15 protein-coding genes and 1 tRNA gene are annotated in these 16,311 nt (G+C 63.3%); 9 read left to right on the top strand and 7 right to left on the bottom strand.

What is annotated here, in order from left to right:
* The first annotated feature begins 10 nt into the window (after positions 1-10).
* The 3 genes from AC57B1_RS35470 to AC57B1_RS35480 all read left to right on the top strand — a co-directional run bounded on the left by AC57B1_RS35470 (position 11) and on the right by AC57B1_RS35480 (position 2,527).
* Positions 11-769 (top strand): TraB/GumN family protein, encoded by a 759-nt coding sequence (locus AC57B1_RS35470; RefSeq protein WP_496420024.1) that lies wholly within the window; start codon positions 11-13, stop codon positions 767-769.
* A gap of 189 nt (positions 770-958) precedes the next feature.
* Positions 959-1,939, top strand: a complete 981-nt coding sequence (locus tag AC57B1_RS35475; protein ID WP_091792582.1) for a sensor domain-containing diguanylate cyclase — start codon at positions 959-961, stop codon at positions 1,937-1,939.
* A gap of 93 nt (positions 1,940-2,032) precedes the next feature.
* Positions 2,033-2,527: a GNAT family N-acetyltransferase gene (locus AC57B1_RS35480; protein ID WP_408353693.1), complete on the top strand. Its 495-nt coding sequence runs from the start codon at positions 2,033-2,035 to the stop codon at positions 2,525-2,527.
* Between the two features lie 68 nt (positions 2,528-2,595).
* Here the strand turns inward: AC57B1_RS35480 and AC57B1_RS35485 are convergent, their stop codons facing one another.
* Genes AC57B1_RS35485 through AC57B1_RS35495 form a run of 3 tightly spaced genes read right to left on the bottom strand, consistent with a single transcriptional unit; the run spans position 2,596 to position 4,629 of the window.
* The gene (locus AC57B1_RS35485; RefSeq protein ID WP_408185396.1) at positions 2,596-3,480 is read right to left on the bottom strand and encodes a cytochrome c oxidase assembly protein; all 885 of its coding nucleotides are present in this window, start codon (positions 3,478-3,480) and stop codon (positions 2,596-2,598) included.
* Positions 3,481-3,489: 9 nt separating this feature from the next.
* On the bottom strand, positions 3,490-3,951 hold the full coding sequence (locus AC57B1_RS35490; protein ID WP_095418637.1) for a copper chaperone PCu(A)C: 462 nt from the start codon (positions 3,949-3,951) through the stop codon (positions 3,490-3,492).
* Positions 3,952-3,969: 18 nt separating this feature from the next.
* Positions 3,970-4,629 carry an SCO family protein gene (locus AC57B1_RS35495; RefSeq protein ID WP_496420025.1) on the bottom strand — a complete coding sequence of 220 codons (660 nt, stop codon included), beginning with the start codon at positions 4,627-4,629 and terminating at the stop codon, positions 3,970-3,972.
* A gap of 383 nt (positions 4,630-5,012) precedes the next feature.
* Between AC57B1_RS35495 and otsB the strand changes: the two genes are divergently transcribed.
* On the top strand, positions 5,013-5,762 hold the full coding sequence (gene otsB / locus AC57B1_RS35500; protein WP_408185394.1) for a trehalose-phosphatase: 750 nt from the start codon (positions 5,013-5,015) through the stop codon (positions 5,760-5,762).
* 55 nt (positions 5,763-5,817) lie between these two features.
* Entirely contained in the window at positions 5,818-7,275 is a 1,458-nt protein-coding gene (gene otsA, locus AC57B1_RS35505) for an alpha,alpha-trehalose-phosphate synthase (UDP-forming) (protein WP_408185393.1), read from the top strand.
* A gap of 140 nt (positions 7,276-7,415) precedes the next feature.
* Here otsA and AC57B1_RS35510 read toward each other — a convergent pair whose 3' ends face one another.
* Positions 7,416-9,287, bottom strand: a complete 1,872-nt coding sequence (locus tag AC57B1_RS35510) for an ABC transporter ATP-binding protein (RefSeq protein WP_408353687.1) — start codon at positions 9,285-9,287, stop codon at positions 7,416-7,418.
* Here AC57B1_RS35510 and AC57B1_RS35515 point away from each other — a divergent pair.
* The 4 genes from AC57B1_RS35515 to AC57B1_RS35530 all read left to right on the top strand — a co-directional run bounded on the left by AC57B1_RS35515 (position 9,243) and on the right by AC57B1_RS35530 (position 12,730).
* Positions 9,243-9,539 carry a hypothetical protein gene (locus AC57B1_RS35515; protein ID WP_496420349.1) on the top strand — a complete coding sequence of 99 codons (297 nt, stop codon included), beginning with the start codon at positions 9,243-9,245 and terminating at the stop codon, positions 9,537-9,539. The two genes, AC57B1_RS35510 and AC57B1_RS35515, sit on opposite strands and share 45 nt — an antisense overlap.
* 405 nt (positions 9,540-9,944) lie before the next feature.
* Entirely contained in the window at positions 9,945-11,009 is a 1,065-nt protein-coding gene (locus tag AC57B1_RS35520) for a glycosyltransferase family 4 protein (protein ID WP_408353685.1), read from the top strand.
* 250 nt (positions 11,010-11,259) lie between these two features.
* The gene (locus tag AC57B1_RS35525) at positions 11,260-12,114 is read left to right on the top strand and encodes a hypothetical protein (RefSeq protein ID WP_496420026.1); all 855 of its coding nucleotides are present in this window, start codon (positions 11,260-11,262) and stop codon (positions 12,112-12,114) included.
* 151 nt (positions 12,115-12,265) lie between these two features.
* Positions 12,266-12,730, top strand: coding sequence for a DUF2214 family protein (locus AC57B1_RS35530; protein ID WP_408185390.1), 465 nt, complete (start codon positions 12,266-12,268; stop codon positions 12,728-12,730).
* A 177-nt stretch (positions 12,731-12,907) separates the two neighbouring features.
* On the opposite strand, the gene AC57B1_RS35535 is transcribed toward AC57B1_RS35530, so the two are convergent.
* The 3 genes from AC57B1_RS35535 to dnaQ all read right to left on the bottom strand — a co-directional run bounded on the left by AC57B1_RS35535 (position 12,908) and on the right by dnaQ (position 16,232).
* Positions 12,908-14,785, bottom strand: a complete 1,878-nt coding sequence (locus AC57B1_RS35535; protein WP_496420027.1) for an ABC transporter ATP-binding protein — start codon at positions 14,783-14,785, stop codon at positions 12,908-12,910.
* A 589-nt stretch (positions 14,786-15,374) separates the two neighbouring features.
* Positions 15,375-15,449, bottom strand: a tRNA-Val gene (locus tag AC57B1_RS35540).
* A 48-nt stretch (positions 15,450-15,497) separates the two neighbouring features.
* A complete protein-coding gene (dnaQ, locus tag AC57B1_RS35545; protein ID WP_408353677.1) occupies positions 15,498-16,232 on the bottom strand; it encodes a DNA polymerase III subunit epsilon in 735 nt (244 codons plus the stop codon).
* Positions 16,233-16,311: the final 79 nt, after the last annotated feature.

A 16,311-nucleotide genomic window follows, 5' to 3' on the forward strand; every position in this document is an offset into this window, starting at 1 on the left:
CCGAGGTTGCATGTACCTACAACTCACCGGCACTCAGGTTCGCCTGCTCGGCTCGATGCATCTCTTTCCGGCGACGAGCCGCCGAACACCGCCATGGATCGCCGAAGCGTATGACTGGGCGGAGGCGCTCGTCTTCGAGTCTGATCCGCCGACGATCCTCCCGTTTCTGAAGGCCGCCAGCCACGGTGGAGCCGCTTGCCTGCAGCCTTTGCTATCCGCCGATGCGTGGCAGCGTCTTCAGGCGGCCTGGCCCGTTGAAGGCCCGCTGGCGCCGCTCGTCGATCTGTGCCCGTGGGCCGCGCTGATCGTCGCGCCGACGCTGTTCCAGCAGGTCGTCGAAGGCGTCGAGCCGCGCATGCTGCGCTCGGCGATCGCGCAGGCCAAACCCTATCGCTATCTCGAGACCGCGCAGGAAGTGGTGGCGGCGCTCGAATCGATTCCGCTCGATGCTGTCGGCGCGGCGCTCGGTCTGCTGATGGCCGATCTCGATGAACCGCAGCGCACGCTCGAACGCATGCATGCCGCGTGGCTGGAGGGCGATCTGGCCGCCGTGCACCGCATCGCCAACGAGTCGCCGATGTTCAATCTGCCAGGCATCCGGCATGCGATTCTCGACGCGCGTAATCGCGCATGGGCGGCGCGCCTGAGGGACTCGCTGTCGCGGCCTGAGCGCACGTTGGTGGTCGTTGGCGCGCTGCATCTGTGCGGACCCGACAACCTGATCGACTGTCTTGCGCGGCCCGTCGAGCCGGTCTTTGAAAGCTCGTAGTCAGGCCGCCGTCACGCCTGGCCGCGCGAGCGTCTCGGCTCGGCGCGGCTTGCATCGGCGCGAATGCGGACGCAGCGGGCACGCAATTCGGGGGAACTCTCGCGCTCTGGTCTTGCCCCAAGTAACCTATGTCGCTATACACTATCCGCCTGCCACTTCGGCCACACCGGTCGCCTTGGGGACTACTACATGCATGTGCCACCGACGCCCATTGACGAAAGCGCCCGTCTCGACACCCTGCGTGCGCTGCATATTCTCGATACATTGCCGGAAGAGCGCTTCGATCGCCTGACCCGGCTTGCCAAGCGACTCTTCGGTGTGCCTATCGCCCTCGTGAGTCTTGTCGACGCGGATCGTCAGTGGTTCAAGTCGTGCGTCGGCCTGAACGTGAGCGAGACCTCGCGCGACGTGTCGTTCTGCGCGCACGCGATCGTTGGCGACGAGATCCTGATGGTGCCCGACACGTTCGCGGACGAGCGGTTTCACGACAATCCGCTCGTCACGGACAGCCCGAATATCCGTTTCTACGCCGGCTGCCCGCTGACAGTGCCCAACGGCAGCAAGCTCGGCACGCTCTGTCTGATCGACACCAAGCCGCGCGGCCTCGATGAAGAAGAGCGCGAATTGCTGCGTGATCTGGCGCGCATGGCCGAGCAGGAACTGGCGGCGGTGCAATTGGCCACGCTCGACGATCTGACGCTTCTGTCGAACCGGCGCGGGTTCGAGTCACTCGCGCAACATGCGCTCAACGTCTGCAAGCGAATGCAAAAGCCGGCGTCGCTGCTGTTCTTCGACCTGAACGATTTCAAGCAGATCAACGACACGCTCGGCCACGCCGAAGGCGATCACGCGCTGAAGAACTTCGCCGACGTCCTGCGCACCGCGCTGCGTGAAAGCGATGTGATCGGGCGGCTCGGCGGCGACGAGTTCGTCGTGCTGCTCACCGATTCGGACCGCGGCGCCACGCAGGAAGTGACGCACCGACTTGCGCAACTGCTGGACGAGCGCAACGCCGAAGCCCAGCGTGGCTACGACATTCGCTATAGCGTCGGGCAGATTCAGTACGATCCCGCCCGGCATCGATCGGTTGCCGATCTGCTGGCGGCGGCCGACGCTGCGATGTACAGCCATAAACAGGCGTCGAAGGCGCGCGCCGCGCATCACAACTGAGCCGGCACGGCGACGAAGCCGTGACGTGCCATGCGGCATAATCTCGCCTCACCGTTATTCGTGCGGTGCGCCTTTTTTCTATTGAACGTTGTCATGACTGAACTGCAGCAAAGCGCCGCCAAGCGGCTCGCGCAACTCGACTGGCGCTGGAAATACTTCGACGAGCTCACGAGTATCGAGGTCTATACGATGCTGGGGGCGCGCAGCGCGGTGTTCGTCGTCGAGCAGAACTGCGTGTATGGCGATATCGACGGGCTCGATGTGGACGCCTGGCATCTACTGGCCTATGGTCCCGGTGAAAAGCGGCCGCCGCTCGCGGGCTATCTGCGCGTGCTGCTGCCTGATGCGGACGACACGGATATCCGCATTGGCCGTGTGCTCACGACAGCGGAATTCCGCGGCATCGGTTTGGGCAATGCGATGCTCGAACGGGCGCTTACGCATATTCGCGCGCAGTGGTCGGGCACGCCGATCCGCTTGCATGCGCAGGCCCATCTGCAAGGCTTTTACGGTGCGTTCGGCTTCGCGCCGGTGTCGGAAGTCCACGAAGAAGATGGCATCCCGCATGTCTGGATGCGTTCCGCCTGAAGCAGCGCACATCCTCCGCGCAAGTTGTACGCGCGCGGAGTTTCCGGCGACCGTTGCAAACTATGGGATCAGTGGCGATTGCCCGCAGGCGTTGCAGCCGCGTTCGCCAAAGCGTGCGTCGCCTTCGCGCGCCGTTCGCCGCGCAAGCGTCCACGTGCCGACAGCCGCATCCAGTGACGCAAGGCCACCAGCGCGCCGATCACGCTCATCATCGATCCCGGAATCCACAGCAACAACCCGCCGATCTGCTGATCGCGCATCGGGCTCAACCATGTAAACGCACGGCCGCAAATCGAGTAGATCGGATACAACTCGCGTGGCGTGAAGAAGATGAACGCGCCGAGAATGATCTGCGGCGGAATCGCGGCGATCACCACCAGCACGCGCTTGCCGGGCGACAAACGCGCCGGCGGCGCGGGACGCGGATCGAGTACGAGCCACCAGAACAGCAGGCCGTCGATCACCATGCTCCAGTTCATCACGCGATACAGCCGCCAGTCGAGCATCGCGACGAAATGAATCGGCGACATCAGCCAGAAGTAAATCAGCCCGACGAACAGCGTCACCGCAACGACCGGATGCATCACCACGTCGAGCAGCTTGCGCACGACCGGCGTCTCTAGCGCAGGCCGTACGAAGCGTTGCCGCCAGCTGAACGGAATACCCGCGCGCAACGCGGCACCCGGATACGACAGTGCAATGAAGAACGGCCCGAGATGATGCAGCACCAGATGCTGCGCGCGATGCATGAAAAACTCATGCTCGAAGAAATAGTCGAGCCGCGTATGCAACGCGACATACAGCGCCACCAGCCCGAACCAGAAGGAGATACGCCGCGCGACCGACATCTTCGCCTTGCGCGCACCGCGCACGAAGAGGATCGCCGGCACCAGCAAGGCGATCACGACGGTCGGCGAAAATTCCCAGGGATCGAGCCAGTAGAGCAGGTTCATCGCGGCAGGTTACTTCGTCTGCGCCGGCGACTTGACGGCGAACGGCGTGTCGAGCGTTTCGCCGTCGGAGAACTTGAGCGTGAGATGCACGGTGTCGCCCGGCGCGATCTTGTGCTTCGCATCTTCGAGCATCACGTGGTAGCCGCCGGGCGCGATGGCGACCTGGCCGTGCGCGGGCACGGTCAGCTTGTCGACCATCACCATCTTCTGCGACGAACCGTTCGACACCGTTTGATGCAGCATTGCGTCGCCGTAGTCGTTGCTGGAGATGTCGACGAGATCGACCGGTTTGTCGCTTGCGTTGACGAGCGTCACATAGCCGGCGGCGGGCAGGTTGTTGGGCAGCCAGCGGACCCACGCGTTTTTCGCGCTGACCGCGTTGGCGCCCGCCGCTTGCGCGGTCGAGGCAACACCGAACGAGAGGGCGAGGGCGCAACTCAGTGCAGCGAACGTTTTGATCTTGATCGACATGAATGGACTCGGGAAAGGTCAGGAACGGTCTTCAATGATACGGCGCAGGTCTTCTGCGATCGCATCGGGCGTGTCGTGGTCGGTGGCCAGCAGGCGCGCGTGCCCCTGGCTGTCGAACACGTAGACGGCGGAACTATGGGTGACCTCGTAGTTGCCGCTGGGATCGCGCTTTTCCATCTGATAGGCAACGCGGTAACGCTTGGCGAGCGACTCGATCTGCCAGTCGGTGCCGGTCAGCCCTTCGGCGTGTTGCGAGTCGAAAGCGCCGACGTAGTCGTGCAAGGCTTGTGCCGTGTCGCGCGCGGGATCGACGGTGATGAACAGAATGCGCACCTTCTGCGCGTCGGGGCCGAGTTTGCCGAGCACCTGCATCAACCGGCCCATCGTTTCAGGACAGACGTCCGGGCAATGCGTGTAGCCGAAATAGACCAGCGAGGTGCGGCCCTTGAACGAGTCGCCGTTGACGGCGCGGCCATCGTCGCCGGTCAGCGTGAAGTCGAGATCCGGCAGGTGGCCGGTCACATTGGTCAACTGCCACGTGTCCTGGCGATGCGTGCAGCCGGCAAGCGCCGCGAGCGCGCCCAACGCGAGCGTCAGCGCCAACAGGCGCGCGCGGCGCAGCCCGTGTGAAGACGCCAGGTGCGATTGCGAATGCCGGAATGAGAAGATCGGGAACAAAGCAGGGTTCAGTTACTCGATTGAATGGCGGCGCCAGTGCGCGCGCGAGCGGCGCTGCGCGATTCGGGCGTTTCGCGCGGGCCGTCATAGTGTGCAAAACTGGTCGTAACGGCAATGATCTGCGTGGCAGCGACTGTAGCGCAAAATCGTTGATGGCGTCGCGCAGCGCCGACGGGCGCACGTTTTGCGAGGCAATTTGACGCAGGCGGCTGAAAGCTGCATGAAGCCGGATTGTTTTCTTTTTGAACGCAATCGCCGACGGTGCTGGCTCGCGGCGTTCGGTCAGGCTTGTGTCCAGCCTTACTTTCTCGAAAAATTGATGGATGCGCGGTAAGATGCGCACACTTTTCCGGCCGCACAAGGCTGAAAGGCAAAACTAACCGATGCAAGCACTTCCGGCTGTTCTGTCTCCAGGCGAGACTGCATTTTTCTTCGATTTCGACGGTACGCTCGTCGAACTCGCTTCCACGCCGGACGGCGTGCTGGTGGAACCCCGCGTGGTCGATCTGTTGAGCGAGCTGCGCAGCCTGACCAACGGTGCGGTCGCGGTCGTGTCGGGCCGCGGTATCGACAGTATCGACGGTTTTCTCGGCATGCCCGATTTGCCGATTGCCGGTCTGCACGGCGCCGAGCGGCGCGACGCGAACGGCGACACGCAGCGTATCGGTTTTCATGACGAGCGGCTCCTGCGCATGGAGCAGGTGCTCGCGCAGGTGGTCAACGAAAATCCCGGCATGCTGCTCGAAATCAAGGGCGCGGCCGTGGCGCTGCATTATCGCAATGCGCCGGATCGCGAGCCGGTGGCGCGCGAGGCAACCGGGCGGCTGGTGGCCGATTACGCCGGCTCCTACGTGCTGCAGCCGGGCAAGATGGTCTATGAAATCAAACCCAAAGATGTCGACAAGGGCCGCGCGTTGCGCGCGTTCCTCGACGAGCCGCCTTTCGTCGGCCGCCAGCCGGTCTTTGCCGGCGACGATCTGACCGACGAGAAAGGCTTTGCCGTCGTCAATGAGCGCGGCGGGGTGTCGATCAAGGTCGGTCCGGGCGAGACGCTGGCGCAAACGCGTATCGACTCCGTCCCGGCGCTGCTCGACTGGCTGGCGTCGGTCGTCACGGCGGCGCGCTCGGCGTGATGGCCATGCCGCATCGCTCAAAGAAAACAACGTACTGCATCGGGAAACGCGTTTCATGAGTCGACTGATCATCGTATCGAACCGGGTTGCGCCGATCTCGGAGGGCGGCCCGGCGGCGGGCGGTCTGGCGGTTGGCGTGTACGACGCGCTGAAGGAAACCGGCGGCATGTGGTTTGGCTGGAGCGGCGACGTGCTCGGCTCGGGCCAGCCGCAGATCAAGGTCGAGGAGCGCGGCCCGGTGACGTTCGCGACCATCGCGCTGATGCGCCGCGATTACGACCAGTACTACCGGGGTTTCTCGAACGCCACGCTGTGGCCGGCGTTCCACTATCGCGCCGACCTGTTGCAATACGACCGGCACGACTTCGAGGGCTACTGCCGCGTCAATGCGTGGCTCGCGCAACAACTCGTGCCGCTGCTGCGTGAAGACGACGTGATCTGGGTTCACGACTATCACCTGATTCCGTTTGCGCAGGCTTTGCGTGCGGCGGGCGTAAAAAATCGCATCGGTTTTTTCCTGCACATTCCGTTTCCGGCTTCGCAGGTACTGCTGGCGGTGCCGCCGCATCGCGAACTCGTCGAAGCACTGTGTTCGTTCGATTTGCTCGGCTTCCAGACGGCGCCGGATTTGCGTGCGTTCTGCGACTACATCGTCAACGAGGCGAACGGCACCGTCGACGCATCGGCGAAAGGCCCGCTGACGATCCACGCATTCGGTCGCACGCTGCGCGCGGCCGCCTATCCGATCGGTGTCTATCCGGACGAGATCGCCGAACTCGCGAAAGCGGGCGAGCGCGGCAAACCGGTGCGCACGATGAAGGCGACGCTGCATTCGCGCAAGCTGATCATGAGCGTGGACCGGCTCGATTATTCGAAAGGACTGGTCGAGCGTTTTCGCGCCTTCGAGCGTCTGCTCGAACATGCGACCGCGCAACGCAACAAGGTGTCGTTCCTGCAAATCGCTCCGCCGACGCGCGCCGACATGCATGCGTATCAGGACATCCGCTTGCAGCTTGAAGGGGAGTCGGGGCGTATCAATGGGCGTTTCGCCGAACTCGACTGGACGCCGATTCTCTACATCCATAAGCAATACGAACGCTCGGTGCTGGCCGCACTTTTTCGCACCGCGCACGTCGGCTATGTCACGCCATTGCGCGATGGCATGAACCTGGTCGCCAAGGAGTACGTATCGGCGCAGGACCCGGAGAATCCCGGCGTGCTCGTGCTGTCGCGTTTTGCCGGCGCCGCGCAGGAACTGGACGGCGCGCTGATCGTCAATCCGGTCGACATCGACGGCATGGCCGAGGCGCTCGCGAGGGCGCTGGAGATGCCGCTCGCGGAGCGTCAGGCACGTCATCGCGACATGATGGTGCAGTTGCGCGAGAACAATGTGTCCGTGTGGCGCGATAATTTCATGCGCGATCTGCAGGGCGTTGCTGGTGCAAAGAGCACCCGAAGCGGGAAGTCGCGCGCAGTGCCGGGGAAAAAGGCACGCGATACTCGGGCCGGGTAGGCGCGTTCGGAGCCGCCGGCAACCGGCGGTGTGAAAAGCAGAAAAGCCGCTCTTCGAGCGGCTTTTCTTTTGGCGCTGGGGCGTTGGCGCTGGGCGCGCTGTCGTTGCGACAGCGGCTCGAAGCATACCCGCGCGCGGGTTCAGACCACGTGTTGTTCGTCGACCTTCTTGCCGCCGATATGCAGCGTCGTGCCTTTGCCATACTGCTTGGTGAGCAGATCGCGGTACAGGCCCGGGCGCTGGCGCAACTCGTCCGGGCTGCCGTCGTCGATAACTTTGCCGGCGCTCATTACGATGATCCGGTCGAAGTTGTTCAGCGTGGACAGACGGTGCGCAATCGCAACCACGGTACGGCCGACCATCAACCGGTCGAGCGCCTTCTGAATGGCTTCTTCCGAGGCGCTGTCGAGCGCCGAGGTCGCTTCGTCGAGCAGCAGGATCGGCGCGTTCTTGAGGATCGCGCGCGCGATCGCGATCCGCTGACGCTGTCCGCCGGACAACTTCACGCCGCGATCGCCGACGATCGTGTCGTAGCCTTCCGGCATGGCCTCGATGAAGTCCGCGCAGCGCGCCTCGCGAGCGGCCGTGAGCACTTCTTCGCGGGTTGCCTCCGGACGCCCATAGGCGATGTTTTCGTACACCGTGCGATGGAACAGCGAGATGTCCTGCGGCACCAGCGCGATCGCGTGGCGCAGGCTGTCCTGCGTGACTGCGGCGATATCCTGTCCGTCCACCTTGATCGCGCCGCCCTGGGTTTCATAGAAACGCTGCAGCAGTGCCAGCACCGTGGATTTGCCCGCGCCCGACTTGCCGATCAGGCCGACGCGCTGGCCGGGTTGGATATGCAGGTCGAAATGGTCGAGAATCGGGCGGCGGCGCGGATAGGCGAACGTGACACTTTCGAAATCGATGCGCCCGCCTTGCGGCACCAGCTCGGTCGCATCGTCGCGATCCGGCATGCCGTGCGGCTCGAGCAGCGTCCGGACGGCTTCCGCGAGACGCGCCACGTGTTGCGTGACATCGACGAGCGCCACGGCCAGGTCGCGCGTGCCGTGCAGGATCGTGAAGCCGAGCGAGCTGACGAGCACGATGTCGCCCGAGGTCGCACGGCCTTGATCCCACAGGTACAGCGCCCAGCCCAGCAAGCCCGCCGACAGCAGCGCGGTGATCACGGCATGCAGCAGGCGCAGCTTTTCCAGATACAGCAGGCTTTGCTGGCGCGCGTCCATCTCGGCCTTGACCGTTGCGCCGAAACGCTGCTGTTCGCGAAAGGTCATGCCGAAAGCGCGCACGAGGCCCATGTTGCTGATCACGTCGACCAGCTCGCCGTCCACCGAAGCCGCCTTGGTGGCGAAATGGTGATGGCGCGCCGACCCGCGGCCGGCGAGCTTGTACAGCACGACCGACAGAATCGCCGAGCACAGCATCAGGCCGCCGGCCATCAGCGGATTCACGGCGGTGATCATGACGATGGCGCCGAGCACCGCGATGCACGGCGGCAGCACGTTCCAGGCGGTGGTGTTCTCCGCCGTGTAGACCGCGTTCGAGGTGGCCGTGATCCGGCTCGCGAGCATGCCCGGTTGTTTCTCGGAGTAATAGGTCGGCGAATGGCCGCTCAAATACTGGAACAGGTCGCGCCGCAGATCGCCCGTCACGGCGACGAACGTATGCGCGGCGACCCAACCGCCGACACGCCACAACAGGTTGTCGGCGGCGATCAGGCCGACGAGGATGGCGAATGCGCCCCACAGCGGACCGGGATGATGCCGGCCTTCGCCGAGCACATCGATCAGATGCTTGATCGCATACTGGGAAGCGAGCGCGCAGCCGACGGCCGCGAACACGCTGCACAGCACGATCGCATGCGCGAGCGGATGGCGGCGAATGAAGCGGAAAAGAAACGCGAGCGGCCGGTGCGCATAGCTCGCAAGCTTTGCGTCCTGGGCATTACGCTGGGCGACGGTTAAATGTTCCAATTGATCGTGAAGGTCGATGGGTTCGGGGTTGTGCATGCAAAGCGCGGGCCACGTCAGAAACGGTTCGCCGCGAAGCCGATGCTTCGCATTGTAAACATGCAAAAGCGATTGCGCCCTGTGTTATCGGGCCTTGGCGCGATTGATCTCGCGATGGACGTTCGAAACCTGCCGCGACAGGACCCGCGGGCGGGTCAGGTTGCCGCAGGTCGCGGAACCAATTCAGGATATAATTACAAATTGCATTCAACTGCGGCGCGGCATTTCTTCAATGCTTGCTGGCAAAGTTGACTCGGGACCTTACTGCGCCGTTCTGGCGTTGCTGCGCTGCAAACCAGTTGACACTGTAGAACTGTCTTAGAAAACAAGGGTTTGCAAAGTGTTTCGCCTTTGTAACAACGTAAAGACTTTGAAATGTTGTGGTGCAGCGAGAATCCCGGCATTGATAATGCATGCTCTGTAGGCCCACCGAAATTTCTGACAGTTTGTCAACGTAGGTGTCTTGCGTGCGTTTACCGGCACATGCACAGACGCTGACGACCAGTCTGGGCTCACTACCCAAGCGATCCATCGCAGGATTTCTCGAAAGAATCAGGCCCGCGCCGGCATATCCGGCCAGACTGCCCTGGCGAGCAAGCGAGTCGCTTTTACCAAACGCAGTACCTTTGCCTGATTTTTTACGAGGAGTTCTTCATTATGCGAATCGCTCAAATCGCTCCGTTGCACGAGGCGGTTCCTCCCAAGCTGTATGGTGGTACGGAACGTGTGGTGTCCTACCTGACCGAGGCTTTGGTCGAGCAGGGCCACGACGTCACGCTCTTTGCGAGCGGCGATTCGCAAACCTCCGCGAAACTCGAAGCTTTCTGGCCGCAGGCGCTGCGCCTCGACCCGACCATCCGTGACGTGATGGCGCCGCACATGCTGCTGCTGGAAGAAGTGCGCCGCCGCGCGGACGAATTCGACGTGCTGCATTTCCACATCGACTACTACCCGTTCTCGTTGTTCGCCCGCCAGCCGGTGCCGTTCCTGACCACGCTGCACGGCCGTCTCGACCTGCCGGAACTGCAGCCGATCTTCAATACGTTCAGCGACGTGCCGGTGGTGTCGATTTCGGACAACCAGCGTATTCCGCTGCCACAGGCAAACTGGCTGCAAACCGTCTATCACGGCCTGCCGGAAAACGTGCTCACGCCGATCGACAACGTCGAGCCGGGCTATCTCGCGTTCCTCGGCCGCGTCTCGCCGGAGAAGGGCCTCGACCGCGCGATCCGCATCGCCGGCCAGGCAGGCATGAAGCTCAAGGTCGCCGCCAAGATCGACAAGGCCGACCGTGCCTATTACGAAGAAGTGATCAAGCCGCTGATGGCGCTCCCGCACGTCGAGTACATCGGCGAAATCGGCGAAGCCGAAAAGCGTGAGTTCCTCGGCAATGCGCACGCGCTGGTGTTCCCGATCGACTGGCCGGAGCCCTTCGGTCTGGTCATGATCGAAGCGATGGCGTGCGGTACACCGGCGATCGCGTTTAACCGCGGTTCGGTGCCGGAAGTGATCGAAAACGGCGTGTCGGGCTTCGTCGTCGAAGACGAAATCAGCGCGGTCGCCGCGGTCAAGCGTCTGCACACGCTGTCGCGCGCCAACGTGCGCAAGGCGTTCGAATCGCGCTTCTCGTCGAAGGTCATGGCGCAGAACTACGTCGCCACCTACGAAGAGCTACTGCGTCAGAAGCACCGCACCGTGCTGCGCGAAGTCAACGCCGGCTAATCGCCGTCGGTTCATGCGCAACAGATAAGTCGATTCGGTTGAGGAGCGCTTTGCGGTGCTCCGCCAGCCTCCAGCAACGCCCCGTGTGCCACCGGCCCACGGGGCGTTGTTGCAAGCGCGCCGCGCTTTTTTCAATGAACCGACGAAAGTGAGCGGTTTCGGCCGTTAAGAATGAGCCGCTCTCCGTAAAATCCCTATAATGGCCGTGCCGCAAATTTGGCTGCGGCGCCGCCGACGACAGGAGGATGCCTTGGCGAGAACGAAAGAGACGCGAGCGAACGCGGCGCCTGGCGCCGGAACGATTTTCGCGTTGCGCGCCATCGGTCTCGTGCTCCTCGCTCGCTGGCTTTTTTCCATGGCGCAGATGGATGCGGGCGCATCGCTGCTGGCCATGGTGTCCTCTCCTTGGGCGTGCATCAACCTCGTCTTCCTGTTCCTTCTGATTTTCCTGCCTGGCGCGCGCGCTGTCGCCGAGCGTCCGTTTCATCCGCTGCCGCAATGGCTGCGGCAAGCGTTACGTCTGTTTGCTTTTCTCGGCTTCCTGTTTGCGGTCTGGTCGGTCGGTGCGTTCGCGGCGAGCGCCGGCTGGCGCCGCGCCGCCAACGCGGTGGCGGCGTCCAACGGCTGGTTGCTGGCCGCGCCGGCGCTGTATGCGGCCGTGCTGTGGATCTGCCGCCCGCGCGCGCTATGGCGTACCAATATCGCCGCGCGCCGGTTTGCGATCGGTCGCTATGCCGTTTCGCTCGACCCCGTCACGCGCACCGTCATCGTGTGGGCGGAGCGCCGCAAAGTGGGGCAGTACGACGCTCGCGAATTGTCCGTGCGCTGGGCTGCCGGTCAAGCCGCGCGACCCATGCCGACGCCCACGCCCGCAGTGGCGTTCAGCGCCGCGGGCGAGCCGGGCGGCTCCGGCGCGTCACTCGGCGCGGCCGCCGCGCCGTCGCTTGCGCGTGGCGCGTTCGGCCGCCGGCCGAAAATCGAATTGTTGTGGGATTCGCCGGCTGCGGCGGGTCACAATCGCCAAACCGTGTTCCGTACCGCACTGACGACGGAGCGCGATCGGGTCGCCGCTCGTGCGCTTGACACATCCTTGCAGCAGGTCTGAATCTGCCGGTTTGTGCAGTTGGCCACACCCCGTGGTCGAAGCAGGCGTTGTAAATTGAGCCGTAGTCGATAATGAAGTCATGGCGCCCGGCGCATCAGCGCGGGCGAGTGAGACATACAACGATCGTATTGCGTCCTTTGCAGGAGTCGCCATGCTGGTTCGCTGGTTGCTTGCCGCCATCCATCTGCTTGCTTATGGCTTCGCACTCGCGTCGATTCTGCGGCGCACATGGGCGCTGCGCCGCGCCACGGTGCCAGCCGCGCTACGATCCGTTTTCCGGGCGGATACCGGCTGGGGCATCTCGGCGTTGGTGCTGATCGTCACCGGGTTGATGCGCGCTTTCGGCGGGTTTGAAAAGGGCGCCGATTACTATCTCCACGAGCCGCTCTTTCACCTCAAGATGACGTTGGTCGTGGTCATTCTTATCCTCGAAGTGCCGTCGATGCTTGCGCTGATGCGCTGGCGGGCCGCGATCAGAAAAGGCGCCGCGCCCGATCTGCACAAGGCGCGCTCCTACGCACGCTTCAGCGTGATCCAGACGATATTGATGGTGGTTGTGGTGTTGGCGGCCACCGGGATGGCGCGCGGCGTGGGGTTGCCGGCGGGCGTGGTGTAGCCGGGGCTGCCGAAGGGTGGTTGGACGCTTGCGGAGAGCGGCGCTCAGGAGATCGTTGAGTACCTGAGAAAACGATTGGCGGCTAAACGTCGCTTAAACGTCGCTTAAACGCCGCCGCCAAAAACCGCCAGCTCACACCGGCGGTTTCCAGCGGACATCCCACACGACTAGCATCATTTACTTCCCGACCAGCAAGCTGGAATCGTCCGTGCGGATCGCACTCGGCCGCGAGGCATGATTCGCGAGCTCCGGCTCGCCCAGCCCCTTGATCAGCTCCAGTGCCTGACGCTCGAACAGCCGCCGGTAGAGGCCATTCTCGAGTCGGATCAGCGCGTCGTGACTGCCTTCCTCGATCACCTTGCCTTTATCCAGCACCAGCAAGCGGTCCAGCGCGCGCACGGTGGAAAGACGGTGCGCCACCACCAGCGTGGTGCGGCCCATCATCAGCCGCTCCATGGCTTGCTGGATCAGCACTTCGCTTTCGCTATCGAGACTCGACGTCGCCTCGTCCAGAATCAGGATCGGTGCGTCGGCGAGAAACGCCCGTGCGATGGCCACGCGCTGACGTTCGCCGCCCGACAGCTTGACGCCGCGTTCACCGACCAGCGTGTCGTAGCCATGCGGCAGTGCCGCGATGAAGTCGTGCGCGCTCGCGAGCTTCGCGGCGCGTTCGATCTCGGCGCGGCTCGCACCGGGCCGCGCATACGCAATGTTCTCGGCGAGCGAGCGGTGAAACAGCACCGGCTCCTGCTGAACGATCGCGATCTGGCTGCGCAGCGACGCCTGCCTCACCCGGGCGATGTCCTGACCGTCGATCGCGATGCGGCCTTCCGAAATGTCATAGAGACGCTGGATCAGCTTGATGAACGTGGTCTTCCCCGAGCCCGAATGCCCGACCAGTCCGACGCGCTCGCCCGGCGCGATACGCACGGAGAAGTTGTCGTACAGCGGCTGGCCGCTCGCGCCGTAATGGAAGGTCACGTGCTCGAAACGGATCTCGCCTTTGCCAATCACAATCGGACCTGCGCCGGGCCGGTCCTCGATACCGAGCGGCTGGCTTTCCAGCGACACCAGTTCTTCCATGTCGTTGACCGAGCGTTGCAGGTTGCGGATGTGCATGCCCACGTCGCGCAGATAGCCCTGCAGCATGAAGAACATGGTCAGCGCGAACGTGATGTCGCCGACGCTTGCCTCGCCGCGCGCCCACAACAGCAGCGCCGCGCCGAGAATGGCGGCCTGGATTGCCACCAGCATGCCGCCCTGGACGCCGCCGTTGATCGTGCCGCGCATCCACGTGCGGCGCGTACGATGCCGCCATTTGCCGATTACGCGCGCGAGCAGCGCTTCTTCGCGATCTTCCGCGCCGAATGCCTTGACTACGCCGTTGCAGCTGACTGCGTCGGCGAGCGCGCCGCCCATGCGCGTGTCCCATGCGTTTGCGAGGCGCGCGGCCGGCGCCACGAAGCCGAGCGACATGGCCACGGTCACCGCGATATACAGCACCGAGCCGATGCCGACCACCGCGCCCATCATCGGCCAGCGCCAGCCGAGCAGGGTCGTGGCGCCGACCAGCATGACGAGCGACGGCAACAACGCGATCAGCAGCGTGTCGTTGAGCAGGTCGAGCGCCCACATACCGCGCGTGATCTTGCGCACCGTGGAGCCGGCGAAGCTGTTCGCGTGCCAGTCGGTCGAGAAGCGTTGCACGCGATGAAACGCGTTCGCGGCGATCTCGCTCATCATCTTGAGTGTGAGCCTGATGATGTTGAAGTACACGCCTTGCCGCAGCAGCGTGGCGCCGAGGCCGAGCGCACTCAGCGCGCAGAACGCCGTCACTGCCGCGTGCCAGGCCACTGCGTTGCTGGCCGCACCCGACGCGATGGCGTCGACGAGACGTCCCGCGAACATCGGCGTGAGCACGTCGGCCAACGCGGAGAGCAGCACCAGCCCCGTAATCACGAGAATGCGCCAGGGCTGCTGCGCCCAATGATGGAAGGTAAAGCCGAGGACTTCCTTGAAGGCCTGTCCGCGAAAGTCGAGTTTTTTTCTGGTCATTTGCTACGACCCGGTGGCGCATGAGCGCACCGAGGTTCCAGTCAGAAACGAAAGGACGAGACAGTCAAAGCGCGCCGCTATGCACGGGCGATGGAACTGCGGACTGTCTGGGAATTGCGCGGAGCGCCTTTTCAGGCGGAACCGCGTGAGCAGCGGATGAGCAACCTGAGAAACTTAAGGTCGCGACAACACTCGCGAAACCATGCCAGGGGCGGCGATACGCATTGCAAACATGTGGCGCCTCCCTGTGGTCGAATGAGGTGAAGAAAAAGGACGGGGCGAATGCCCGAGTGCCAACTATATCAGCAGTATTCGGCGCCCGCAAACGTACGAAGATTCGGTATTGACGGCAAAGCGCGACGCGAGGTCATGTGACGGCGCTTCGATTTGATCGATGCAAATCGTTTCGAGGGAGGCGAGTGGCTCAACCGCTGCAGAGCACGCCGAGATCTACCTGGCATTCCATATGGTTTTCGGCGTGCAGCAAAAGCTCGCAGCAGCGCACAGCAACCAACGGCCGCAAATGAAAAAGGGCTTACGCATTTCTGCGTAAGCCCTTTAGTCTTCGGTGATCGACACACCAAAATTCTGGTGGGTAGTACTGGGATCGAACCAGTGACCCCTGCCGTGTGAAGGCAGTGCTCTACCGCTGAGCTAACCACCCGAAGAGAGCCGAATTATGTCAGGGATTTTTGCACTCGTCCAGTACTTTTTAAGCGGTTTGCTCATCCGCGGTCGGCGCCGGTTCGAGTCGCCACACGCTCGTGCCCTTGATCGCCTTGTCGAGACCGTCGAGTACCGCCTGGTGCGCGGCCAGTTCGTCGTCGCTGGCGGCGAGCACGACCAGATCCAGCGAGTCGAGCGCGACACGCGGTGCGCGCGCATCGCCGCCGGCATGTGAATCGCCGAGCATGTCGATGACGAGGCTTTCCTGGCCGCGCGTCATCGCCAGATAGACTTCGGCGAGCAGTTCCGAGTCGAGCAGCGCGCCGTGCAGCGTGCGGTGCGCGTTGCTGATGCCGAAGCGATCGCACAGCGCGTCGAGGGAATTGCGCTTGCCAGGGAACATCTGCTTGGCGCGCGCCAGTGTGTCGATGATTTCGCCGCAGTAGGTGTTCACCGGCGGCAAGCCGAGCAGCGCGAACTCGACATCCAGAAAGCCGATATCGAACGGTGCGTTGTGAATGATCAGGTCCGCGCCCTGGATGAAATCGCGGAACTGATCGGCGATCTCGCCGAACTTCGGCTTGTCGCTCAGGAATTCGGTGGTGAGGCCGTGAACGGCCAATGCGCCCGGATCGCTGTCGCGTTCAGGGTTGATATAGAAATGCAGGTTGTTGCCGGTGAGCCGGCGGTTCACCAGTTCGACACAGCCGAGTTCGAGAATCCGGTCGCCGGTGCGGGGATTCAGGCCGGTGGTTTCGGTATCGAGGATGAGTTGACGCATGTCGGATTAGCCTGCCTCAGAAAATTGCAGCAAAAAAAGATGGCGCGCGCGGCTAGCCGGCACGGCCGTCGCAGCAGGA

This window comes from Paraburkholderia sp. BGA-UO-ETr-F21 (assembly GCF_059567925.1).

What these genes read in the sequence shown, in the direction of transcription:
- AC57B1_RS35470 (WP_496420024.1), top strand. Translation starts at nt 11, where the DNA reads ATGTACCTACAACTCACCGGCACTCAGGTTCGCCTGCTCGGCTCGATG.
- AC57B1_RS35475 (WP_091792582.1), top strand. Translation starts at nt 959, where the DNA reads ATGCATGTGCCACCGACGCCCATTGACGAAAGCGCCCGTCTCGACACC.
- AC57B1_RS35480 (WP_408353693.1), top strand. Translation starts at nt 2,033, where the DNA reads ATGACTGAACTGCAGCAAAGCGCCGCCAAGCGGCTCGCGCAACTCGAC.
- AC57B1_RS35485 (WP_408185396.1), bottom strand. Translation starts at nt 3,480, where the DNA reads ATGAACCTGCTCTACTGGCTCGATCCCTGGGAATTTTCGCCGACCGTC.
- AC57B1_RS35490 (WP_095418637.1), bottom strand. Translation starts at nt 3,951, where the DNA reads ATGTCGATCAAGATCAAAACGTTCGCTGCACTGAGTTGCGCCCTCGCC.
- otsB (WP_408185394.1), top strand. Translation starts at nt 5,013, where the DNA reads ATGCAAGCACTTCCGGCTGTTCTGTCTCCAGGCGAGACTGCATTTTTC.
- otsA (WP_408185393.1), top strand. Translation starts at nt 5,818, where the DNA reads ATGAGTCGACTGATCATCGTATCGAACCGGGTTGCGCCGATCTCGGAG.
- AC57B1_RS35515 (WP_496420349.1), top strand. Translation starts at nt 9,243, where the DNA reads ATGTTCCAATTGATCGTGAAGGTCGATGGGTTCGGGGTTGTGCATGCA.
- AC57B1_RS35510 (WP_408353687.1), bottom strand. Translation starts at nt 9,287, where the DNA reads ATGCACAACCCCGAACCCATCGACCTTCACGATCAATTGGAACATTTA.
- AC57B1_RS35520 (WP_408353685.1), top strand. Translation starts at nt 9,945, where the DNA reads ATGCGAATCGCTCAAATCGCTCCGTTGCACGAGGCGGTTCCTCCCAAG.
- AC57B1_RS35530 (WP_408185390.1), top strand. Translation starts at nt 12,266, where the DNA reads ATGCTGGTTCGCTGGTTGCTTGCCGCCATCCATCTGCTTGCTTATGGC.
- AC57B1_RS35535 (WP_496420027.1), bottom strand. Translation starts at nt 14,785, where the DNA reads ATGACCAGAAAAAAACTCGACTTTCGCGGACAGGCCTTCAAGGAAGTC.
- dnaQ (WP_408353677.1), bottom strand. Translation starts at nt 16,232, where the DNA reads ATGCGTCAACTCATCCTCGATACCGAAACCACCGGCCTGAATCCCCGC.